The sequence below is a fragment of the Rothia sp. HMSC072E10 genome (assembly GCF_001813965.1).
Lineage (GTDB): Bacteria > Actinomycetota > Actinomycetes > Actinomycetales > Micrococcaceae > Rothia > Rothia mucilaginosa_A.
This window is the reverse complement of sequence record NZ_KV814481.1, coordinates 121,578-144,743: the sequence shown is the minus strand read 5'-3', so window position 1 is coordinate 144,743 and position 23,166 is coordinate 121,578. Positions and strand designations below refer to the sequence as shown.

The 23,166-nt window shown below is 61.8% G+C and carries 16 protein-coding genes, 1 tRNA gene and 1 other RNA gene; 13 read left to right on the top strand and 5 right to left on the bottom strand.

Translation table 11 applies throughout. The features are described from left to right. The first annotated feature begins 106 nt into the window (after nucleotides 1–106). Entirely contained in the window at nucleotides 107–805 is a 699-nt protein-coding gene (locus tag HMPREF2944_RS01310) for a TetR/AcrR family transcriptional regulator (protein WP_070483339.1), read from the top strand. Nucleotides 806–971: 166 nt separating this feature from the next. Here the strand turns inward: HMPREF2944_RS01310 and HMPREF2944_RS01305 are convergent, their stop codons facing one another. From HMPREF2944_RS01305 to ffs, 3 genes are all read right to left on the bottom strand, one after another. Beyond that, nucleotides 972–1,301 carry a type II toxin-antitoxin system VapB family antitoxin gene (locus tag HMPREF2944_RS01305; protein WP_049333972.1) on the bottom strand — a complete coding sequence of 110 codons (330 nt, stop codon included), beginning with the start codon at nucleotides 1,299–1,301 and terminating at the stop codon, nucleotides 972–974. 118 nt (nucleotides 1,302–1,419) lie between these two features. Beyond that, nucleotides 1,420–1,508 (bottom strand) — tRNA-Ser (locus tag HMPREF2944_RS01300). Nucleotides 1,509–1,809: 301 nt separating this feature from the next. Further along, nucleotides 1,810–1,906: signal recognition particle sRNA small type (ffs, locus tag HMPREF2944_RS01295), an RNA gene on the bottom strand. Nucleotides 1,907–2,143: 237 nt separating this feature from the next. Here ffs and HMPREF2944_RS01290 point away from each other — a divergent pair. The 12 genes from HMPREF2944_RS01290 to HMPREF2944_RS01235 all read left to right on the top strand — a co-directional run bounded on the left by HMPREF2944_RS01290 (nucleotide 2,144) and on the right by HMPREF2944_RS01235 (nucleotide 20,293). Then, a complete protein-coding gene (locus HMPREF2944_RS01290) occupies nucleotides 2,144–4,837 on the top strand; it encodes a DNA polymerase III subunit gamma and tau (RefSeq protein WP_070679706.1) in 2,694 nt (897 codons plus the stop codon). A 222-nt stretch (nucleotides 4,838–5,059) separates the two neighbouring features. Continuing rightward, nucleotides 5,060–6,208 carry a recombination mediator RecR gene (recR, locus tag HMPREF2944_RS01285; protein WP_070679704.1) on the top strand — a complete coding sequence of 383 codons (1,149 nt, stop codon included), beginning with the start codon at nucleotides 5,060–5,062 and terminating at the stop codon, nucleotides 6,206–6,208. A gap of 192 nt (nucleotides 6,209–6,400) precedes the next feature. After that, nucleotides 6,401–7,696 carry an aspartate kinase gene (locus tag HMPREF2944_RS01280; protein ID WP_049333969.1) on the top strand — a complete coding sequence of 432 codons (1,296 nt, stop codon included), beginning with the start codon at nucleotides 6,401–6,403 and terminating at the stop codon, nucleotides 7,694–7,696. A gap of 243 nt (nucleotides 7,697–7,939) precedes the next feature. Beyond that, nucleotides 7,940–8,410, top strand: a complete 471-nt coding sequence (locus HMPREF2944_RS01275) for a helix-turn-helix domain-containing protein (protein WP_070679701.1) — start codon at nucleotides 7,940–7,942, stop codon at nucleotides 8,408–8,410. A 124-nt stretch (nucleotides 8,411–8,534) separates the two neighbouring features. Then, entirely contained in the window at nucleotides 8,535–9,047 is a 513-nt protein-coding gene (locus HMPREF2944_RS01270) for a PIN domain-containing protein (protein WP_246826230.1), read from the top strand. Between the two features lie 43 nt (nucleotides 9,048–9,090). Next, nucleotides 9,091–10,041 carry a 3-methyladenine DNA glycosylase gene (locus tag HMPREF2944_RS01265; RefSeq protein WP_070679699.1) on the top strand — a complete coding sequence of 317 codons (951 nt, stop codon included), beginning with the start codon at nucleotides 9,091–9,093 and terminating at the stop codon, nucleotides 10,039–10,041. Nucleotides 10,042–10,163: 122 nt separating this feature from the next. Further along, nucleotides 10,164–10,415 carry a phosphoribosylformylglycinamidine synthase subunit PurS gene (gene purS / locus HMPREF2944_RS01260; protein ID WP_005507194.1) on the top strand — a complete coding sequence of 84 codons (252 nt, stop codon included), beginning with the start codon at nucleotides 10,164–10,166 and terminating at the stop codon, nucleotides 10,413–10,415. Nucleotides 10,416–10,420: 5 nt separating this feature from the next. Beyond that, nucleotides 10,421–11,233 (top strand): phosphoribosylformylglycinamidine synthase subunit PurQ, encoded by an 813-nt coding sequence (purQ, locus tag HMPREF2944_RS01255; RefSeq protein WP_070679697.1) that lies wholly within the window; start codon nucleotides 10,421–10,423, stop codon nucleotides 11,231–11,233. 25 nt (nucleotides 11,234–11,258) lie between these two features. Continuing rightward, entirely contained in the window at nucleotides 11,259–13,577 is a 2,319-nt protein-coding gene (gene purL, locus HMPREF2944_RS01250; RefSeq protein ID WP_070679694.1) for a phosphoribosylformylglycinamidine synthase subunit PurL, read from the top strand. 298 nt (nucleotides 13,578–13,875) lie between these two features. Beyond that, a complete protein-coding gene (locus HMPREF2944_RS01245) occupies nucleotides 13,876–16,452 on the top strand; it encodes an HAD-IC family P-type ATPase (protein ID WP_070679691.1) in 2,577 nt (858 codons plus the stop codon). 516 nt (nucleotides 16,453–16,968) lie between these two features. After that, nucleotides 16,969–19,038 carry a glucose PTS transporter subunit IIA gene (locus tag HMPREF2944_RS01240; protein ID WP_070679688.1) on the top strand — a complete coding sequence of 690 codons (2,070 nt, stop codon included), beginning with the start codon at nucleotides 16,969–16,971 and terminating at the stop codon, nucleotides 19,036–19,038. A 316-nt stretch (nucleotides 19,039–19,354) separates the two neighbouring features. Further along, entirely contained in the window at nucleotides 19,355–20,293 is a 939-nt protein-coding gene (locus HMPREF2944_RS01235) for a dihydrodipicolinate synthase (protein WP_246826229.1), read from the top strand. Nucleotides 20,294–20,481: 188 nt separating this feature from the next. On the opposite strand, the gene HMPREF2944_RS01230 is transcribed toward HMPREF2944_RS01235, so the two are convergent. Together HMPREF2944_RS01230 and HMPREF2944_RS01225 are read right to left on the bottom strand one after the other, a co-directional pair. Next, a complete protein-coding gene (locus tag HMPREF2944_RS01230) occupies nucleotides 20,482–22,185 on the bottom strand; it encodes an ABC transporter family substrate-binding protein (protein WP_070679685.1) in 1,704 nt (567 codons plus the stop codon). Between the two features lie 257 nt (nucleotides 22,186–22,442). After that, nucleotides 22,443–23,166, bottom strand: a 724-nt coding sequence (locus HMPREF2944_RS01225; RefSeq protein ID WP_246826228.1) for an ABC transporter substrate-binding protein, incomplete at its 5' end; no start/stop codon positions are given.

Genomic DNA, 23,166 nt, shown 5'->3' with positions numbered 1-23,166 from the left:
GCTTGTTTTTGTCATAAACGCGAAAATTCGCATGGATTATGCAAATTTCTTGGTGACACATTCGATATATTCGTCATTTGCTGACATTCTGCGGTAAGGTGTCACTATGCCACGTATTTCTGCAGCCACCAACGCCGCCCAGCGCGAGAACACCAAGCGCGCCATCCTTAACTCCTTTGGCGAGATTCTTTACACCCGAGGCCTGCCCGGCCTGACCATGACCGACGTCGCCAAGAACGCGGGCATCGGCCGCACCGCCGTGTACAACTACTTCGCCGACATGGGTGAACTGCTGGTCGCCTACGCCCTGGACGAGACCGGACGCTTCCTCAAGGAGCTACGCGAAGGTCTGGAGGGCATCGAGAACCCCATCGACCAACTGGCCGTGTACATCCGCCTGCAGATCAACGACCTGGCGCGCCGCCACCTGCCCCCGGGCCCGGCCATGCGCTCCATGCTCTCCCCCGAGTCCTACGCGAAGCTCGGCAAGCACGTGCAGGAGTTGCAGATGGTCCTGGCGAACATCCTTTCGGCGGCCATCGCCGAGAAGTACATTCCGCAGAACGATATCCGCGAGCTGGCGATGCTGGTGCACGGCTCGCTTTCTTCGAGCGCGGGACGCACCGAGGACGCGCCGGACGAGCAGACCCGAGAGCACCAGATCCTCAACACGATTCGCTTTATTCAGATGGGTCTGGGCGCCCGCTTCGATACCGAGGGCAACCCGGTACGCCTGGACTCCGAGGAACTCGCGCCCCAGTTGGCCCTCGCGCAGGACGACTCCGTCCAGAAGGATGCCGCGTAGGCCCCTTTCTACCGCGGTGGCGTGTTCGACGGAGTTCCGTCGCGCAGATATACGTTGAAACTTTAAAACGCAGGTGCCGAGCCGTTCATAGAATGGCTCGGCACCTGCGTTGTACGGTTCTGCGGGCAACCGCGCGGTCCGGGCTCGGAAAGCCGCCCGGCGTCGCCTAGTTGCGGGCCCCGGGCAACAGCGCCGGGGAGATGGAGTCCAGGTCGAGCACCCGCGCGTACATGACGGCGCGGCGGTGCAGGGCGTTGCGGAGCGCGCGGTGCACACCGTCCTCCAGGTAGAGTTCGCCGCCCCATTTGACCACGTGCGGGAAGAGGTCGCCGTAAAAGGTGGAGTCCTCGGCCAGGAGCGTTTCAAGGTTGAGGGTCTTCTGGGTGGTGATGAGGGTGTCGAGACGCACCTGCTGCGGCGCGATACCGCCCCAGTCGGCGTGGGTCATGCCGTGCTGGGGGTAGGGGCGGCTGTCGCCTACTTTTTTGAAAATCATGGTGGTGCTTTCTGCAGGTTTTTCGGACGCCCGGCGGCACGGACCCCGAGGGGCTCTGAGGAAATAGTAGCAAGGGCGCAAAAAATCCCCGGCCTTAGAGTCTAAGACCGGGGATCGGTGGCGGAGGATGGGGGATTTGAACCCCCGAGGGCTGTTAACCCAACACGCGTTCCAGGCGTGCGCCATAGGCCGCTAGGCGAATCCTCCAGCTATGTTCCCTGCGCATTGCGTAGGCAACGAATAAGACTCTACTACAGATTGATGATGCCGCGCAAGCCTAGCGGGGAAAAAGTAATAGAAAGCACACTATAGTTGGGTTTGGCGGGTGCATGCTCGCAGGAGAAAGACCTATTTTGGGGTATAGAAAAACCTCCTACGCAACCGCTGAAACCCAGGATTCCGAGCGAGCGAAGAATCAAATCCGGATTCGAAGCCGCGAAGCGCCAGCGGAGCGGGCACGTAGTGCATATGACGGGTGCATGACTATCTAGTTACCCGTTTTCGGGCATAGAAAAACCTCTTACGCACCCGTCATAGCTCGAATACCCTTGCTACCTTCCGGTCCTGGGGGAGTTTTCCAAGATAACGCCACGTAAGAGGCAAGAACCAGTGTACCGGATTTTTGGCGCGTTGGGAACTCGGGGCGAACGCGCGGTGGTTGCGGGCCGGCGCATCCTCGCGGCACCCCGTCGCACCCCCTTGAACAGAGCCCGTGCAAACACCGCACCCGAACCTCCGGCGGGGGTTCGCCGGGCGGTGACGGCGGGCCGCTCGGGCGCGGGGTAAAGCGTCTAAAATAGTAGGGACTGTCCTATCCGCATCCCCGAGCTTAAGAGGTTGCCGTGAGCACTGCCCTTTATCGTCGTTACCGCCCCGAGACCTTCGCCGAGGTCATCGGGCAGGAGCAGGTTACCGTGCCCCTCATGACGGCTCTGGAGAAGAACCGCGTCAACCACGCCTACCTTTTCTCCGGACCGCGTGGCTGCGGGAAGACCACCTCGGCCCGTATTCTGGCGCGCTGCCTGAACTGCGCGCAGGGCCCGACCCCCACCCCGTGCGGCGTATGCGATTCGTGCCGTGAGCTTTCGCGTGACGGCGGCGGTTCCCTCGACGTGATTGAGATGGACGCGGCGAGCCACGGCGGTGTGGACCACGCCCGTGACCTGCGCGAGCGCGCGACCCTGGCGCCGGTGCGTGACCGCTACAAGATTTTCATTATTGACGAGGCCCACATGGTCACCCGCGAGGGCTTTAACGCCCTGCTGAAGATTGTGGAGGAGCCGCCGGAGCACGTGAAGTTCATCTTCGCGACGACCGAGCCGAATAAGGTGCTGGGCACGATTCGTTCGCGTACCCACCACTACCCGTTCCGCCTGGTGCCGCCGGAGGTTCTTTTGCCGTATCTGCAGTCCCTGTGCGACCAGGAGCAGGTGGCGGTGGAGCCGGGCGTGCTGCAGCTGGTGATTCGTGCCGGCGGTGGCTCTGTGCGTGATTCGCTGTCGATTCTTGATCAGCTGATGGCTGGTGCGTCCTCCGAGAAGGGTATTGAGTACGACCTTGCGGTGGCCCTGCTGGGCTACACGCACGCCCAGTTGCTGGATGAGGTCGTAGAGGCGCTGGGCGCCAGGGAGGCGTCAACGCTGTTTGGCGCGGTGTCTCGCGTGGTGGCAACCGGTCAGGATCCTCGCCGTTTTGTGGAGGATCTGCTGGAGCGTCTGCGCGATTTGATTGTGGTGAAGGCCGTTCCGCAATCGGCCGCGCAGATTCTGCAGGGCGTTCCGCAGGATCAGCTGGAGCGCCTGGCCGCTCAGGCTCAGGCGCTGACCGAGCGCGAACTGACCCTGGCGGCGGGAACCGTCAACGATGCACTGAACGGTATGACGGGCACCGCTAACCCGCAGCTTCAGCTGGAGTTGCTGTGCGCCCGCCTGCTTCTGCCGGTGGAGGAGGGCTCGGCGAACGGCGCGGAGGTTGCGGCGCTGGCCTCGCGCCTGCAGGTGTTGGAGCGTCGCGTGGCCGCCGGTGGTTCCGCCCCGGCAAGCGTGCAGACCGGTTCTCAGGCTGGTTCTCAGGCCCCGGCGGGCATGTCGGCCGCGCGTGCGGCGGGCATGGCTGCGGCAGGCCTGACCCCTAAGACTCAGGCGCCTAACGCGCAGGCTCCTAGCGCCCCGGTTCAGGAGGCGGCTCAGCCCGCGCAGCAGGTAGCCCCTCAGCAGGGCGGCTCTCAGCGGGCTGGGGCGGGTGCTCCCCCACTGGCCGGCGGTCCGCTTAGCTCTGCGCCCCTGGACCCGGCAGCGCAGGCACCTTCGACTCGGACTCCTGCCGCTCCGGTCGGTGCACCCCTGGCGGGTACCACCCCGGCGGCGCCTAATGCTCCGGCTTCCCCTGCAGCTGATGCCGCTCCGGAGGGTACGCCCTCAGCGCCTTTGAAGCTTAATCCGAATGACCCGCTGGCGGCGGTCCAGGGCAATTGGCGTGCCATCCTTAACCGAATGAGCGTTCCGGGTTCCGCGGAGCAGCTGGCGAAGGTTTACCCCGCCCGCATGGAGGGCACCGTGCTCTACGTGCGCGCCGACATCGCAACCCTGCGCGCGGTCAAGGGCTACGTCCCCGAGCTGACCGCCCGCGTGAGCGAGTTCCTGCGCGGCCCCGTGACGATTCACGCCGAAGTCGTCAAGCCCGGAGAGCCCCTCAAGCCGGGCGCCCCTACACCCCAGCGGGAGGCTCAGCCCGCCGCACCGGCTCCCCAGCAGCCCGCCGCGCCCCTGGCGGAAGGCCCCCGCGGCGGTGAGGATGCGTGGCGTCGCCACGGTCAGCCGGTGAACGACGCCGCGGCTCCGGCAGCCACCAGCGTGGATGCGCCCCTGGGCGCCTGGGACGTGGCACCCATCCCGCAGAGCGAGGAGGCTGCGCCCGCGGCCGCCGTGGAGCCCTCCCCTGCAGAGCCTTTCCCCGCGCAGGTGCCCCCGACCCAGCCTGAGCCGAGCCCCCACGCAGGACCGCTCTCTCAGCCCGGCACGGATGCTCCGGCCGGCGGCTTTGGCGAGCGCGATTCCTTCGCGGCCTCCGGCAGCGGGGTTCCGCAGGAGGCCCCCGGTCGTAGCGATGCGCAGGAGCCTCCGTTCGAGGACGAGCCGCCCTATGATGCGGAGCCCTCTTACAACGAACCGGCTGAAGCAATGCCCGAGGCCCCCGAGGCGGCGGCTCCCGCGGCTGAGCCGATTGCGCCCGCAGGCCCTCTGGCGGCAGGCCCCCTAGCGGCAGGCCCCCTGGCCGCCGGTCCTCTGGCGGCGGGTCCTCTGGCCCCGGCGCCGGCCAATGAGTCGGCTTCTGAACCGGTTACCGAGCCCGAGCCTCCCGCCGAGCCCGCCTCATCCGAGGTGGTGCCCACGAAGCCCGTGCACGTCGTGACCGAGGAGGACTACATCTCGGAGGACGACGAGAAGGTCGAAAACAGCACCTTCATCGGCCTGCGGGCCATCGAGAAGATCATCGGCGGCACCGTCATCGACGAGCGCCCCCTGCACCAGGGCTAGACCCCCAAGGGCACGCGTTTTGGCCGGTCGTTCCGATGAGCCGCCCAACGCGTCCAACGCACCCGCCGGCGCCGAAAATGACAGGAATTTTCGGCGCCGGCGGGCATTTTTCTGCCCGAATCCCCGTTAAGCTGTCAGGGAGTTGGGCCACACTGGTACCGAAGCGGCCCCCACGCGGAGTATCCTAGACACTCACCGCGGACCACGGCAGATTGGAGAAGCATGTACGAGGGTGCAGTACAAAACCTCATTGACGAGCTCGGACGCCTCCCCGGCGTGGGCCCCAAGTCGGCTCAGCGCATCGCTTTTCACATCCTGAACGCTGACGCCGCCGATATGGCGCGCCTGGCCAACGCGATTTCCACGGTGAAGACCAGCGTGAGCTTCTGCGAGGAGTGCGGCAACGTCTCCGAGACGAAGCTGTGCCCCATCTGCCGCGACGAGCGCCGCGACCCGTCGGTGCTGTGCGTGGTCGAGGAGTCGAAGGATGTAGTGGCGATTGAGCGCACCCGTTCCTTCACCGGCCGCTACCACGTGCTCGGCGGGGCTATTAACCCGCTGGCGGGCGTGGGCCCGGAGCAGTTGCGCATCCGCGAGCTGGTATCCCGCCTGGCGGATGAGCGTATCCAGGAGATTATTCTGGCGATGGACCCGAACCTTGAGGGTGAGGCGACCGCAACCTACCTCTCGCGCATGCTCGTGCCGCTGGGTGTGCGCCTGTCGCGCCTGGCCTCGGGCCTGCCGGTGGGCGGCGATCTGGAGTATGCCGACGAAATCACCCTGGGTCGCGCGCTGGAGGGTCGCCGCGTGATCAGCGAGGGCACCGCCGCGGTTCACACCGCCGCCGAGGATTTTGAGCGGGCTAACCGCGAGGAAGAACAGGAGCGCGAGCAGGCCGCCGCGGTGCGTGCCGAGGAGGCGAAGCAGAGCCGCCGCCGCTGGAACTCCAGCATGTTCGACGACCTGGAGGCACCGGGCGCTCCCGCCGGTGAGGCTCCCGCGCCCGCCGGAGTGCAGGCCACGGTGGATGAGCAGCTCATCGAGCGGGTCCTGCAGGACGGCGGGGAGGCTCCGGCCGCCGAAAACGGCGAGGCTGAGGCCCCCGAGGCCGAACCCACCGCCAAGGAACCCGTAGCAAAGAACGCCGAAACACCCGAAAACCCTGAGACGTCCGAAAGCCCCGAGGACCCCACCGTTTCCCAGGGCTCCGTTGCCTCCGAGAACCCCGAAGAGCCCGAGGAGGCTCACGAGGTGTTCCGCAGCGCCGACTACGAGGAGCGCATCCGCTCGATTCAGAACGCCCCGTTACGCACCCCGAAGCCGGACGTTCCGCCGCTGCCGGGCGTCACTTACGTGAACCCGTGGACCTAGCCTTCCACCACTAGTACGTGCGCGGTAGGGTTCGCGCTCCCGGGCCCGCCACGGCCCGCGTAACATTCGGTAATATTCCACGAGTCAATACATACGGCTGGCAAGTTAGCCGCCCGGCCTGAACGCCGTCTACTATAGGTGAGGAGCCGGCGCTCTGCCGGCGGCACAGATATAACAGACCTGGAGAATTCTATGAGCCTGATCGTCCAAAAGTTCGGCGGTTCCTCCGTAGCGGATGCGGAGGGCGTCAAGCGCGTAGCCCGCCGCGTCGTGGACACTCAGAAGGCAGGTAACGATGTGGTCGTCGTGGTGTCCGCTATGGGCGACACCACCGATGAGTTGCTCGACCTTGCCGCAGAGGTCACCAGCAATGTCGTTCCCTCGCGTGAGCTGGACATGCTGCTGACCGCCGGTGAACGCATTTCGACCGCCGTCCTGTCGATGGCCATTAACGACCTGGGCGCTAAGGCGCAGTCCTTCACCGGTTCGCAGGCTGGCATGATTACCGACGGCGTGCACGGTTCGGCGCGCCTCGTGGAGGTTCGCCCCGATCGCATCCGTGAGTCCGTCGAGGCCGGCAACATCGCGATTGTGGCCGGTTTCCAGGGTATGAACCGTCAGAGCGGCGACATTACGACCCTGGGCCGCGGCGGTTCCGATACGACCGCCGTTGCGCTGGCCGCCGCGCTGAACGCCGATGTGTGCGAGATTTACTCGGACGTGGACGGCGTGTTCACCGCCGACCCGCGCATCGTGCCGACCGCGCACAAGCTGGATACCATCACCAGCGAGGAAATGCTGGAGATGGCGGCGAACGGTGCAAAGATTCTGCACCTGCGTAGCGTCGAGTATGCTCGTCGTTTTAACTTGAAGCTTCACGTGCGTTCTTCGTTCTCGGACCTTGAAGGCACTATCGTGGTTCCGGAGGAGTCCGCGGAACTGACCCCCATTCATCTGAAGGAGATTCCCTTGGAGCAGCCCCTGATTTCCGGTGTCGCGCACGATCGCACCCGCGCAAAGATTACCGTTGTTGGCGTTCCGGACGTTCCCGGTTCGGCCGCTAAGGTGTTCGGCCTGATTAACGAGGCGAAGGTAAACCTGGACATGATCGTTCAGAACGTTCCCACCGACCGCCCCGGCGTGACCGATATTTCCTTCACCCTGAACCAGGCGCAGGGCCCCACCGCGCTGAAGGCGCTGGAGGATGCCAAGGCTGAGCTGGGCTTCCAGGAGGTTATTTACAACGAGTCGGTCGGCAAGCTGTCGCTGGTTGGCGCGGGCATGAAGACCAACCCCGGCGTTTCGTTCACCTTCTTCGAGGCGCTGTCCTCGGCGGGCGTGAACATCGACATGATTTCGACCTCTGAGATTCGTATTTCGGTGATTACTGAGCTGAGCAAGCTGGATGAGGCCGTTCGCGCGGTGCACACCGCGTTCGGCCTGGACACCGAGGGCGAGGCTACCGTGTACGGTGGTACCGGCCGCTAGGGTTGAGAGGGTTAGCTCGTTCGCGAGCTGTACGCTTCGGTAAGGGGCGGCGCCGGTTTGGTCCGGCGCCGCCCCTCCCTTTTATCAGTGCACAGGTGAAATAACTGAAATGCTTTACAGTTATTTCAGATAGGGGTAGGGTTGTATCAACCGTGGATGAGCCTCTCACCGAATGATATTCACCCCACCGGCGTGGCATCTTCGGACGTTGGCTCTGCCGGCAACAGCACCAAGGAGAAGATAATGACCACAACCCTAACCACCCCTCTGGAGGAAGATACCCTCAATCAGGCTCGCGCAGAGGCACGGGAAATCCTTAAGAACTCTGAAGAAACCACCATTGAGCTGACCGTTTCGGGCCGAGAAAGCCAGCAGCTTGGCGATGCCCTCAACCAGGTCATTCAGCATGTCCTGCATGCCCTGGCTAACGGGCAAAGTATCGATGTTCAGGTTGTCCCTCACGATTTGACGACGACGATTGCGGCGCAGCGCATCGGTGTTTCCCGCCCGACACTCATGAAGGCTATTCGTTCTGGTGACCTTCCGGCGCATAAGGTGGGTACCCATTTCCGTATCCGTACTGAGGATGCTGACGCTTTCCGCAAGGAGCTACTCAAAAAGACTGTTTCACAGAAGGAGCAAGCCCTCAAAGAGCTCTGGGAGCTCGAGGAAGAACACGGTCTTGTTGACGCCCTCGGAGGGCCCGCATGGTAGCCGCCGAATACCCTGTTTTGCTGGGTACAAATATTCTGATGTCCAAGACTCTCGGGATTGGATTTTATTGTTGGCGGTGAAGAGTGAATACGAGTTCTTTACGCCTCACGTCTCCAGCGGAATTATGGATGAGTTTGGCTACCACGTTCGTCGAGCCAATCCAGCGATAAGCGACGCCGTCATTGAAAACTGGAAGCAACAAATCATTAAGTCCTGCATCTCATGCATCTCCGGGTTTCCTGTTGAAGCTCCTGCTTCCTTCCCCGATACGGACGATCTTCACGTGCATGCCGCAGCCCAACATGGCGGCATGCACGCGCTGGTCACCGATGACCGTAAACTGCTCGGCTATGCTTCAACGGAAGAAGCTCAGAATGTCCAAAATTACGAGACGCTCAGCGCTGATGATTTTCTGATGCAGATTACCGAATACGCCCACCCTTCTCTCTTCGCACAGGTTTATCTCGTCCAGGAATCTTATGCTCGTTCTAAGGGGTTCACGGAGATTGATATTCCTCGCGCACTTGAACGGGCTGGGGCGGGTCAATTTGCCCGTTATCTCCGGACTGTGGTGATTAATAGCCCACAGTTTGTCGATTTTGAACGTGAGTTTTACGCACCACCTTCCGGTGGGTAGATTCCACGCCATACCTTGTCGCGGCATCGTTTAGGCTAGAAGCATGAGTGGTGTTGTTTTTTCCCAGGTGATGGATGCCCGTCAGTGGCGTGCCGCCGCGGCCGCCCACGAGGTGCGCGCCGGCCGCTACGCCGACCCTTTTGCGCAGCGTCGCGCCCGCCACGAGGTGCACCCCGTGGAGGACTTCCTCTTCACCTACTACACGCTCAAGCCCGGCCAGTTCAAGCGCTGGCACCCCGGCGCCGGCGTCATTCTGCTGGACGCCCCCGAGCGCGCCTCCTGGCGCTTCTACCGACCCGCCACCGAGCAGGAACTCCTAGAGGCCGGATGCGCCCCCGAGCAGGCGCGCGCTCAGGCGGAGGCGGCCTCCGCCGTCACTGTGGACGTCACCGACTTCGTGGAGCGCCGCGCCACCGCCCTCGCCTTCACCCACGAGATTCTGCGCAATACGGCCGCGAAGAAGGGCCAGTTCGGTTGCTTCGGCATGCACGAGTGGGCGATGGCGTACAAGTCGGTGGAGAACAATATCCGCCACGACTACTTGGAATTGCGCCTGGGCGCGGAGGGCACGGACCGGGTGGTGGAGAGCCATCGCATCCGCTGCTCGCACTTTGACGCGTTCCGTTTCTTCATGCCGCAGGCGGTGCCGATGAACGAGCTGCAGCCCACCCGTGAGACGCAGCGCGTGTTGGAGCAGCCGGCGTGCCTGCACGCGAACATGGACGTGTACAAGTGGGCGTACAAGCTGCTGCCGCTGGTTGATTCGACCCTGGTCATGGATTGCTTCGACCTGGCATGGGATGCTCGCGAGCTGGACATGCGCGCGGCCCCCTACGAGATTCGCGAGTGGGGCTACGAGCCAATCCCGGTGGAGACTGCCGAGGGTAAGGCAGAGTACGTGCGTATTCAGCGTGAGCTGTCCGAGCGTTCGATTGGCCTGCGCGAGCGCCTGCTGGAGGTGTGCGAGCGCTATCTTCCGCCCCTCGAGGCGTAAAAGACGTGATTCGAGCCTCTTAGGGTATCCACCAACCGAACGCATACCCCCGTTACGGTCGTTAGTACGGTAAGATGAGATACGGCTCATACAGAACCCACGCACCCAAGGAGTGCCCACACATGGCCCGTATTGTTGTTGATGTTATGCTCAAGCCCGAAATTCTTGACCCGCAGGGTAAGGCTATTTCTCACGAGCTGCCCCGTATCGGTGTTGATTCCTTCGTGGATGTTCGCCAGGGTAAGCGCTTCGAGCTGACCGTCGAGGGTGAGGCTACTGAGGAGCACCTCGCAGCTGCCCGCAAGGCTGCTGAGGAGCTGCTGTCCAACCCCGTGATTGAAGACGTCGTGAACGTTTCGGTTCTGGAGGACTAAGACCTATGGCAGAGTCCCTCGCACCTACTGAAGTCCCCCTGGTTGGCGACTTTTCTACTTCCGCCCCGAACCCCGCCTTCGCTGATGCACGCGTTGGCGTGGTGACTTTCCCCGGCACCCTGGATGACCGTGACGCTGCGCGTGCTGTCCGTCTGGCTGGCGGTACCGTCGTCGAGCTGTGGCACGACGACGCTGACCTGAAGAACGTTGATGCCGTCATTATTCCCGGTGGTTTCTCCTACGGTGACTACCTGCGTGCCGGCGCTATTGCCGCGAAGGCTCCCGTGATGCGTTCGGTGATTGATGCCGCTAACGCTGCCGGTACCTCCGGTTCTTCGCCCCTGCCTGTTCTGGGTATTTGCAATGGTTTTCAGATTCTGACCGAGTCTCACCTGTTGCCCGGTTCGATGATTAAGAACGATCACCGCAAGTTCATTTGCCGTGACCAGACTCTGCGCATTGAGAATAACTCCACCTCCTGGACCAGCAACTACGCTGCCGGCCAGGAGATTGTTGTTCCGCTGAAGAACCAGGACGGCCAGTACGTTGCGGATGCTAAGACCCTGGAGGCTCTGGAGGCTGAGGGTCGCGTGGTGTTCCGCTACGTTGGCTTCAACCCGAACGGTTCCCGTAACGATATTGCCGGCATTACCAACGAGCGCGGTAACGTGGTCGGCCTGATGCCGCACCCGGAGCACGCTGTGGAGCCGGGCTTCGGTCCTTCGTCCTCCGGTTTCGGTTCGGTGTCCCTGCGCGGTGGCGCCGATGGTCTCGGCGTGTTCACCTCGGTTCTTTCCAACCTGATTAACGCCCGCTAAAGCACGACAAGGATTCTAAGAAGTTATGAGCGAAAAGCAGTTTAACCTCGACACCGTCGAGCATGCGGCAGCTACCCCGGACACCGAACTCCCCTGGGCCGAGCTGGGCCTGAAGGAGAACGAGTTCGAGGACATTAAGGAGATTCTGGGCCGCCGCCCCACCGCGGCTGAGCTGGCAATGTACTCGGTCATGTGGTCCGAGCACTGCTCCTACAAGTCTTCTAAGGTTCATCTGAAGCAGTTCGGTGCGAAGGTCACCGAAGAGATGAAGAAGGACCTGATGGTCGGTATCGGTGAGAACGCCGGTGTGACCGACATTGGTGACGGCTGGGCCGTGACCTTCAAGATTGAGTCCCACAACCACCCCTCGTACGTGGAGCCCTACCAGGGTGCCGCTACCGGTGTGGGCGGTATTGTGCGTGACATTATTTCGATGGGTGCACGCCCGATTGCTGTGATGGATCCGCTGCGTTTCGGCGCGATTGATCACCCCGACACCGCTCGCGTGGTTGGTGGCGTGGTTGCCGGTATCGGTGGCTACGGTAACTCCCTGGGCCTGCCGAACATCGGTGGCGAGGTTGAGTTCGACTCCTGCTACCAGGCAAACCCGCTGGTCAACGCGCTGGCTGTGGGCATCATGCGTCACGAGGACATCCGCCTGGCAAACGCATCGGGCGTGGGCAACAAGGTTGTCCTCTTCGGTGCGCGCACCGGTGGCGACGGCATCGGCGGTGCGTCGGTGCTGGCTTCGGAGTCCTTCGACGACACCAAGCCCTCGAAGCGTCCCGCCGTTCAGGTGGGCGACCCCTTCGCTGAGAAGGTTCTGATTGAGTGCTGCCTGGAGCTGTTCAAGGGCTCCGTGGTTGAGGGTATCCAGGACCTGGGTGCTGCGGGTATTTCCTGCGCAACCAGCGAGCTGGCTTCTAACGGTGAGGGCGGCATGCACGTCGACCTGACCAAGGTTCTGCTACGTGACCTCACCCTGACCCCCGGCGAGATTCTGATGTCCGAGTCTCAGGAACGCATGATGGCCGTTGTCTCCCCCGAGAACGTGGAGCGTTTCGAGGCCATCATGAACAAGTGGGGCGTGGAGTACTCCTTCCTCGGTGAGGTCACCGACTCCGGCCGCCTGGTCATCGAGTGGGACGGCGAGGTCATCGTGGATGTTGACCCCCGCACCGTCGCACACGACGGCCCGACCTACGAGCGTCCCTACGCTCGCCCCGAGTGGCAGGACGACGTTCAGGCTAACCACTTCACCGGTTCGGCTGCTGACGACTCCCGCCCGCGCGGTGAGGAGCTGGGCGAGGCAATCAAGGCGTTCATGGCGTCCCCGAACATGTGCTCCAAGTCCTGGATTACCAACCAGTACGACCGCTACGTTCAGGGCAACACCGCCCTGTCCATGCCGGATGACGGCGGCGTGGTTCGCGTGGACGAGAACACCAACCTGGGTGTTGCCCTGGCTACCGATGCCTCCCCGCGCTTCACCTACCTGGACCCGTACGAGGGTGCCCGCGCGTCCTTGGCTGAGGCGTACCGTAACGTTGCGACCGTTGGTGCACGCCCCGTGGCTGTGTCTGACTGCCTGAACTTCGGTTCCCCCGAGGATCCGGACGTCATGTGGCAGTTCGCTGAGGCCGTTCGCGGCCTGGCTGATGGCTGCATGGAGCTGGGTGTTCCGGTGACCGGCGGTAACGTGTCCCTGTACAACCAGACCGGTGGCAAGGCTATTAACCCGCCCCCCGTGGTGGCGATGATGGGCGTTATGGATGACGTCACCCGCCGCACCCCGTCGGGTTGGGCTCCCGAGCACGATGGCCAGGCCATCTATCTGCTGGGCACCACCCGCGATGAGCTGGACGGCTCCGAGTGGGCTCGTTTCAAGGGCCACCTGGGCGGTCTGCCCCCGAAGGTTGATCTGGCTCTGGAGCGTCAGCTCGGCGACATGCTGGTGAACATGTCTCGCGACGGTATGATTGATGCCGCTCACGACGTGTCTGCCGGTGGTCTGGCTACCGCTCTGGTGGAGGCCTGCCTGCGCTTCAACACCGGTGCCCGCATTGGTCTGGGTGAGGTTGCTGAACGTGACGGCCTGGATTTGTTCACCCTGCTGTTCTCGGAGTCCCTGGGCCGCGTTGTGGTTTCGGTTCCGCGTTCTGAGGAGGTGCGCTTCAAGGATATGTGCACCGCTCGCCAGTTCCCCTTCGCACGTATTGGTGTGGTGGATGCTGAGTCGAACGCTCTGGACTTCCAGGATGAGGTTTCCATTGACCTGGATGAGCTGCGTGCAGCTCACGAGGGTACTCTTGCAGCTCACTTCGGTGAGGTTGCGAAGGGCTAGTCTTCGGCTAGTTTGAGACTAACGCCGAAAGGGGCGGATGCTTGTGAAAGCATCCGCCCCTTGTGTGTGCTCGGTGGACGGTTCAGGCTCATGTATAGCACCTGCACTTTCCACCTCAATATATTCCAATATTCATATATATAGATTCCCGTTCGTTACGCTGGCAACTATCAGTTGATTAACAGGTGCGGAATTATCTTTATCCCCGCCCGCACCGATACACTGAAAGGTAGCGCCCCTCGGACCCCGGTCGGTTGAACGGCGCCCCTAGAGACCCCTTCGAGAAAGAGACCCCTGCATGGACCCTCAGCAGCCTCACGAGCAGAGAACCGCGAGCGCTGTCGCCGGATACGTTCCCGAGTACTCCGAAGCGGCGCATAGCGGCTCCTTTGATATCGCCCAGCACGGCCTCACCAGCGATGACGTTGCACGCCTCACGGCTGAGGGTAAGGTCAATACCCAGAACACGAAGTCTTCTCGCACGCTGTGGAGCATTATGCGTGCGCACCTTTTCACGGTCTTTAACCTGGTTCTGGGCCTCTGCGGTGCCGTGGTGATTGTGTACCAGCGTTGGGCTGATCTGCTCTTCCTGGGGGCTGTTATCGCTAACGTGGTGATTGGTTTTGTGCAGGAGTACAAGGCGAAGCTTGAGCTGGACCGCATCTCCCTGCTGGACCGCTCCCCCGCAACCGCTGTGCGCGATGGCAAGACCGTCGAGGTTCCCATGGAGCAGTTGGTGGAGGGCGACGTGGTGGTCCTCAAGCGCGGCGATCAGGTGCCCGCCGATGCCGTGGTGCTCACCTCCGATTCGCTGGAGCTGGACGAATCCCTGCTGACCGGCGAGAACGACCCGATTGCGAAGCGCCCGGGCGACATGGTGCTCTCGGCCTCGAGCGTACTCGGTGGTACCGGTCGCGTGTTGCTCTCTCACGTGGGTGCGAACTCGCGAGCCAGCAAGATTTCCGACGAGGCGCGCCAGTTCTCGCGTATCCAGTCTGAGTTGCGCGATGCCCTGAACCTCGTGGTCCGCTGGATTACGATTGGTCTGGCCGTCATTATTCCGGTGGTGCTGTGGGGTCAGATTCGCGCCGCCGGTGGCCTGGAGGCCGTGGAGCAGAACCACATGTGGGAGCAGGTCTCCATCGCCGTGGTCTCTTCGGTGGCTTCGATGATTCCGCAGGGCCTGGCGCTGATGACCACCCTGGCCTTCGCCGCGGCAGCCGTGGCTCTGGGCCGCAAGCACAATATCCTGGTGCAGGAACAGCCTGCGGTTGAGGTGCTGGCTCGCGTTGACGTGGTCTGCTTCGATAAGACCGGCACCCTGACCGAAGGTGGCGTGATTTTTGATTCGGTGCGTCCCCTGACCACCGAGGCGGTGGCTGAGGGCCCCGACGTCGACTCTGCCGAAAACATCTCCTGGCGTGCCTCCCTGCCGACCGGCTGGAACGAGGCGCTGTCGTGGTTCGGCCACGATGAGAACGCGAATCCGACCGCCGCAGCGCTGACCGGCGGCTTCCCGCAGGCTTCCTCGGCTACCGTCAGCGGCATCGTGCCGTTCTCGTCGGCGCTGCGTTTTAGCGCGATTGAGTTTAAGGATTCGGGGGCCTGGCTGCTGGGCGCCCCGGAGGCGCTGCTCGCCAAGGGCACCGCCGAGCGCGAGCGCGCCGCCGAGCTAGCGGCTCTGGGTCTGCGCACGATGGTGCTGGCCCATGCCGCGGCCGTGGTGCGTAACGAGAAGGGTGAGCCCGTCCAGAAGATTCCGGCGGACGCTACCCCGGTTCTGTTCGTGATTTTCCGCGAGAACGTGCGCGCGGACGCCCCGGAGATTGTGGAGTACTTCCACCGTCAGGGTGTGACGTTGAAGGTCTTCTCGGGTGATAACCCGTTCACGGTTGCCGCCGCCGCAAAGACTGCGGGTATGGACACCTCCGCCGGCGCGGTTGATGCCTCTACCCTGCCCGAGGACGGCCCGGAGCTTGCCGAGGCTGCCGCGACCCACAATATTTTCGGTCGTGTCTCGCCCGAGCAGAAGAAGAACATGGTCATTGCGCTGAAGGAGCGCGGCCACGTGGTGGCGATGACCGGTGACGGTATTAACGACGCGCTGGCGCTCAAGCACGCAAGCTTGGGTATCGCGATGGGTAACGCTGCTCCGGCGACGAAGGCTGTCTCCCGTCTGGTGCTGCTGGACGGTAAGTTCTCGTCTCTGCCGGCCGCCCTGGAGCAGGGCCGCCAGGTCATCACGAACATTGAGATGGTGGCGAACCTGTTCCTGACGAAGACCGGTTTCGCGATTCTGCTGGGCGTGGTGTTTGGCCTGTTCGGCTGGGTGTTCCCCTTCCTGCCGCGCCAGTACTCGACCGCTGACTTCCTGATTGTGGGTGCGTCCTCCTTCGCGTTGACCCTACTGCCGAACTCGCGCCGCTACGTGCCGGGCTTCCTGCGCCGCGTGCTGAACTACACGGTTCCGAACTCGATTATTGTAGTGGCCATGCTGCTACTGGTGACGGCCGCTTCGCTGTGGATGCACATCGGCGATATCCGCCAGGTGCAGACAGCTTCGTTCATTACCCTGGTCATGATGGGTCTGTGGAACCTGGCCGCCGTGGCCCGCCCGCTGAACCGCGCCCGCGTGCTGCTCTTCGGTGCGCTGCTGGCGGTGTTCTTCGCGGCGCTCTTCGTGCCGATCCTGGTGGAGTACCACCAGTTCACCGAGGTGGCCCCGCACCTGCTGTGGACCGCAATTGGTGCCGGTGCCCTGGGTGCGGCTCTGATTGAGGTGAATGCGCATCGCAACCGCCGCTGGCAGAAGCGCCACTACCCCGATCTTGAGGTGGCCTCGCTGAGCTTCGTCCCGAAGAAGGCCGCGAAGTAGTTCGTTGCCCCTACCCGGGATAGCCCCGGCTGGGACTTTTTGGAGGGCCCCGTCTTCTCGTTTCGAGGATGCGGGGCCCTCCGTGCGTTGTGCCTTTATCCGTCGGTTGGCTCGCCCGAATGACCCGCCCGGGGGTCGCATCCATTTGCGGAAATTTTTAACAGCTTCTGGGAGTTTCCTGTATCCATCTTGCCCTGAACCTGGGAAAACCCTTAAAGTTACAGGGAACTATTGAGAAGGGGTATCCCTCTCTTGAACAGGATTGTTACTGGATTGGCAGGCAAGACCTGAGTGACTCAACACCATAGCGGTAGTGTAGCTTCCGGCGCGTAGCCGGTGGTCGTGCCGTATCGCTGTACCCGTACGGGGCATCCGTCCCGACCGTAGGTTGAGAGCGCTCGGGTCTTTTGTGTTTTTGGGAAGCTTTTGCGCGTAGCGCGGCTGTTTCCCACCCCCACCCGGCCGTCCAGATTTCACCCTGTGCATAGACTTTGACCGCATATCTAAGGAAGTATCGTGAACAACCGCGAACTTGGCGAGAAGATTCTCGACGGCCTCGGCGGCCCCGAGAACATCTCGCACATGACGCACTGCGCGACCCGCCTGCGTGTGACCCCCGTGTCGAACGAGGCCGTGCAGAACGAGAAGATTAAGTCCCTGCCCGGCGTGCTCACCGTGATTGAGCAGTCCGGCCAGACCCAGGTGGTGCTGGGTGACCGTGTTGAGGCCGTGTACAACGAGATTAACGCGCTGCCCTCCATGTCGAAGCAGGCTGAGAGCGAGGCTCCGGCAGAGTCTAACGGCAAGAAGGCCGGCTGGCTCACCAACGTCTTCGACGTTCTGTCTGACTCCTTCCGTCCGCTGCTGTGGGCACTTCTGGGTACCTCGATGATTCTGACCCTCATCGTGTTCCTGCAGCAGCTGGGCTTCTTCGGCCAGTACACCGACCTGACCGGTCAGGTTGTGAACGTGGACATCGTCAACGGTGCTCGCGTGGCTGATAAGGAAGCCGCTACCGCTCTGAACAACCAGTGGATGCATCAGTTTGCTTTCTGGTACATCCTGAAGGCTGCTTCGCTGTCGGTGCTGAACTTCATGCCCATCATGCTGGGTGCTACCGCAGCTAAGCGTCTGGGCGCGAACATGTGGGTTGGTGCGGCTATCCCCGCTGCGCTGATGACCGGTACCTTCACCGATCTGACCGCTCTGGCTGATCCCGCAACCAAGGTTCTGAACGTTCCGTTCTTCGGTCTGGATCTGCCGCTGTACGCGTTCAGCTACACCGGCCAGGTCTTCCCGCCGCTGCTGGCTGTTGCTCTGCTGGCTCCGCTTGAGCGCTTCCTGAAGAAGGTTATTCCTTCGATGCTGCAGATGGTGTTCGTGCCGATGATTTCGGTGATGATCCTGGTTCCGCTGACCGTGTTCCTGGTGGGCCCGATCGGTATCGGTGTGGCTATGGGAATCTCTGACTTCCTGAAGATGATTAACGATGTGGCTCCCGGTGTTGTGGGTGCCCTGATTGCCGGCCTGTACCTGTTCATGGTTCCGCTGGGCCTGCACTGGCCGCTGAACGCCGTGATGATTAACAACCTGCAGACCATGGGTACCGACTTCATCCAGTCCCCCATGGGTGCGTACAACTTCGCCGTGTTCGGCCTGGTGACCGGTGTGGCTATCCGCGCCAAGAAGGACCGCGAGCTACGCCAGACCGCTATCGGTGCGTCGATGTCCGGTCTGCTGGGCGGTATTTCTGAGCCGTCCATGTACGGTGTGGTACTCCGCTACAAGCGCGTGATTCCGATTATTCTGGTTCCCGCCGTGATCGGTGGTGCGACCATTTCGATGCTGGGCGTTAAGTCCTACGCCTTTGCGTTCACCTCGCTGCTGTCGATTCCGGCTATGCAGCCCTCGTACCTGTATGTGATTGGCCTGGCTATTGCCTTCTTCGGCGCGATGGCCGGTGTGCTGGTCTTCGGTTACGAGTCGAAGGACGACGCCGCTAAGCACGCCGCTCAGCGCGCGAAGGAAGAGGCTGCCGCTGCTCCCGCCGAGAAGAAGGTAGAGAAGAAGGCCGAGGAGGCTCCCAAGGCTGAGGCTGCCGCCGCCGCGGCTCCCGCTGCAGCAGGTGAGGTCATTGAGCTGCACGCCCCGATTGAGGGTACCGCCGTTGCTCTGGCCGATGTTCCGGACCCGATTTTCGCGGCTGGCAAGCTGGGCGAGGGTGTGGCGATTGAGCCGACCGGTACCACTGTTGCTGCTCCCGCAGCCGGTAAGGTTGCCGCAACCTACCCCTCGGGCCACGCTGTGGGCCTGAAGCTGGAGAACGGCATTGAGCTGCTGATTCACGTTGGTCTGGATACCGTGAACCTTGACGGTAAGGGCTTCAGCGTGAAGGTTGCCAAGGGCGATGTTGTTGCCGCCGGCGACACTCTGATTGAGTTCGATCCCGAGGTTATCAAGGAGGCGGGTTACCCGCTGATTACCCCGGTGATTGTCACCAACACCCGCAAGTTTGCTGAGGTGAAGGGTCTGCCGGGCGTTGCTCACCAGAACCTGAGCACCGTCCTGAAGGTGACCACTAAGTAGTTCGCTTTCTGAGGCTCTAAGGGGCCCCACCATTGTGGTGGGGCCCCTTTCCTTATGCTCCCTTTCCCTTATGCCCTGCTTCCTGATGTGCTGAGTCTTTGGGCCGGGTTTGCTGGGCAGGGGTTTGCTGGGCCGGGTTTGCTGGGCTTAGGCACTGGCCGGGGGGGTATTTCTGCTAATGTGATAATAAGCTCAACAAGGAAGTTCTCACGTGATAGGGAGTACGATGATGTCTTCTGATACTAGGACATGGGATACCGGGGTGTGGGAAGAGCAGCAAAAAGAGTTGCATGCTCTTTCTCCTGTTCGACGGCTGATGCGCCGGATCAATCTTGAGGCGCTCGTCTACGATTCCCCGCCGTTCCCGGTTCTGCTGCGTAAGCTCTCCGCGCTGATTCCAGCCTGCCTTCTGTGGTGGGTTATCTATGAGCCGCACCGGCTTGCCTCTTCCTCCCATCTCCCCGAGGGTGCTCACGCTATTACGCTGCTCCCCGGAGCCTGGGGTAACCCCGCCACGGGGGCTTACGGCGGTCTTCCTGAGCTGCCCGGCGTCCTCTTACGCTGGGTACTGTGCATCGCGGCAATGGTAGCTGTCGTTCATGTCTGCGGAGTCAAGGCGAAGGGCCAGAGCTTCACCATTCCTCACGATGCGCGTTCACGGCTGATTGCGCTGATGCAGGCTCTCGGCATTTTCGGTGCGTTTGCGCTGGTGGTCTGGATTGAATACATGATGACTCCGCTAACCCTCATGTTTGAAACCGTGTATGCAGGCCCCACCGCAGCCTATAGCGGCGACGGCACGATACCCCTGCACCTGTTCCTGTCTTCGTCGTTGAGCGCTATTTTCCTGGGCTACTTTTGCGTAAACATTCTTGCCTCACTGAATATCCCCGGTTACCTCGGCATCCCCGCAATTATCTTCGTGGGGGCTCTGCCCTGGGCTCACGCGGAGCGGCATCAGTTCACGTTGGCACTCGCCTGGGTCATTGCGGTGACGCTGGTGAGCTGGCTGGTGCGCGGAATGTGGGGTACCCCGATAGCTTGCGCTGGATATTCTCTGTGGATTGTGCTGGTGGCAACCAGCGGCGCTCCTTTTGATTTGCCAGCTAATATGAGCCGCGTCCTCGTGATTTTGGGATTCCCGCTGGCCTTTATTGTCGCTGGAGGCGGCATTTACCGCATCTTCTATCTGCGGCAGAACCCGAACCTGTTGAGGTACCTGCAGGAGCGTTCCCTGTACATGGGCGAGTGGTAGCAACCGGTTAGGGCGGCACTCCCCTCCCCCAGTTTTTGTAATTACATATCCCGCTAACGTGTCCCGCTGAAGGACACAGAACAAGGGGAACAGAAAAATCCCGGGCACTCTCTTGTGAGAGTACCCGGGATTTTGAGTCCTACAGGATGACTAGAGCATTACCTGAAACGGTATTACTCTCGCCTGCTCTATTCCTGCCAGCCGACGTTGACCCAGTAGTCAGCGCTGGTGTAGCTCTGCTTGAACAGGGACGGACCGTAGTTCGCAACCTTTGCCTTCACAGCGGCGTACATCGGGCCGTTACCGTAGGGCAGGTACACTGCGACCTTCTCGTAGTAGAGCTTCTCAGCCTCGTTGGCGATCTTGATGCGCTCGCCATCGTTCTCGGTGTTCTGCAGCTTCTCGATGAGCTTATCAACCTCGGGGTCACCGACTCCGAACACCTCGGTGGTGAAGAAGTAGGGTGCCGAGGATGCCAGGTCGGGCAGAACGCCCCAACCGGTGAAGATTGCTTCGTAGCTCTTCTGGCCGAGCACGGAGTTGGAGTTCGACTGCGGCTGGTTGTCGGAGGTCAGGCGGATACCTGCAGACTTCAGCTGCTGCTCCAGGATCTGGTAGACAGCCTGGTAGACAGCCTCGGAACCGAAGGAGGTCAGGGCGAAGCTGGCAGTCTTGCCGCCCTTAGCGTAGTAGTCGCCGGACTTGGAGTAGCCTGCGGCCTCCAGAATCTTGGCGGCTGCCTGGGCGCCGGACTCACCCTCGTAGTTGTTCTGGTAGCCCTTCTGGAACGGCATTGCGATGATGGAGCCGGGCAGCGGCTCGGTCCAACCGAGCTGCGAGAAGTATGCCTTAGCAATCTGCTCGCGGTCCACAGAAGCAAGGATTGCGCGGCGCAGTGCCAGGTCCTCGATGCGCTTGGGGTTCAGCTGAATGATGTTGACGTTGGTGTTCTGGCTCTGGCGAATCTCGGTGCCTGCCTGACCCTTCACAGCGTTGTAGCTGGTTGCACCCACGAAGGTGAAGGCGTCCAGTTCGCCGTTCTTGAAGCTTGCACGGATTGCATCGGAGTCCATCTGGCGCCAGATAATGCGATCCAGCAGAGCCGGGGTGCCCCACCACTTGTCGTTCTTGACCAGGGTGAGCACCTTCTGGGAGGAGTTCCACTCACCAATCTTGAAGGGGCCTGCCCAGTACTGGTCGAGGGGCTTGTCGACAAAGCCGTCATTGAAGAGGTTGACGTCTTCCAGAGCAGGGTGAATTGCGAAGGCGCACAGACCCTCGGAGGGGTAGTACGGGGTCTTCATGGTGACCTTGACGTGGCGGTCGTCGCCGTCCACTGCCTCGATGCTTTCCACCTGCTGCCACATCTGGTTATCGGTGATGTGGTAGGGGTTGTCGGTGACTGCGCTGTAGACCTTCCAGCAAGCCTGCACAGCCTTCACGTCCATAGGAGTACCGTCGTTGAAGACCGCCTTGGGGTTGATCTTGAAGGTTGCGGTCTGCACACCGTCGACGGTTTCAGTCTTGTGTTCGGTGCAGAACTCGGTGTTGAGGGTACCTTCACCGTCGGGGCTCATGGTGTAGAAGCCCATCACGGCGGGAATGTTGCAGGGTGCCAGGGCATCCAGGTTGCTGGAGGTGTAGCCGCTCTGGGTCTGCAGGTTGAAGTTCGGGCCCAGGGCGGTAGCCGCGAGGGTCAGGGTACCGCCCTGCTTGAGGGAGGAACGGTCCTGCTTGTTGACCTGAAGGTTCTTCAGAATATCTTCGGCGTTGTTAGCGGCACTACCGCCAACCTTTTCCTTCGAGCTGCCGCAGGCAGCCAGTAGACCGACGGTGCCGAGGGCAACGGTGCCGGTCAGGAGGGTACGGCGAGAGACAGACATGCTCTTCATGGAATTTCTCCTAGAGTATTCGCAGTGTTGTGGAGGCGGCGCGCGAACGGTGCGCAACTAACACTCCAACCCGGCGGGAGGACAGTCTCTGCCGGGGTCGCGGGCAGAATGCCCGCATTTGTTTTAAGTATATCCGTGCAAATCTCTGAGGAACGGGAAAGCGGCGTGCTCCAGAAGGTTTTAATCCTTCTGTAACACGCCGCTGTAGCGCTTTTACCCCTTATGGAGTGTGTGAGCGGTGCTCAACGCTTAGATTTTTACTTCTCCCAACCGACGTTGATCCATACGTTCGGGTTGTAGTAGGGCAGACCGAAGAGCATGGGGCCGTAGTTCGCCAGGCCCTTACGGCACGCCTTGAAGTTCGGGCCGTTGTGGGTGGGCACGTAGATGGCGACCTCGTCCAGGTGGCGCTTCTCCAGCTCGTTCATGATCTTGAGCTGTTCCTTCGGGTCCTCGGTGGACATCATGGTTGCTGCCAGCGAGTCCAGATCCTTACCGTGACCGTTGTTGGTCTCGGAGATGTAGAAGTAGTTCGCTGCATCCACCGGAGAGGTGGTGATGCCGTAGCCGCCGGTCTTAATCGCGAAGTTCTTGGAGGAGATGATGCTCGACATTTCGGAGGCACCGTGGTTCTCGATGGTCAGTTCAACGCCGACCTCCTTCATCTGCTGGACGAGGAACTGCGCGGTGGAGCTGACAACCGGGTCGCTACCGAAGGTGATGACCGGGTAGGAGACCTTAGCGCCGTCCTTGGTGTAGTAGTCACCGGACTTGGTGTAGCCTGCGTCCTCAAGGATCTTGGTGGCGACATCCTTGCCAAGCTTGGTCGGGTAGTTGTCCTGGTAGCCTTCCTGCATGGGCAGCATGCACATGGAGCCGGGCAGGGTTTCCTTCCAGCCGAGCTTCTCGTAGCGCAGCTTCTGCAGCTGCTCACGGTTGAGGGCTGCAACGAATGCGCGGCGGACGGGCAGGGGCACCTTT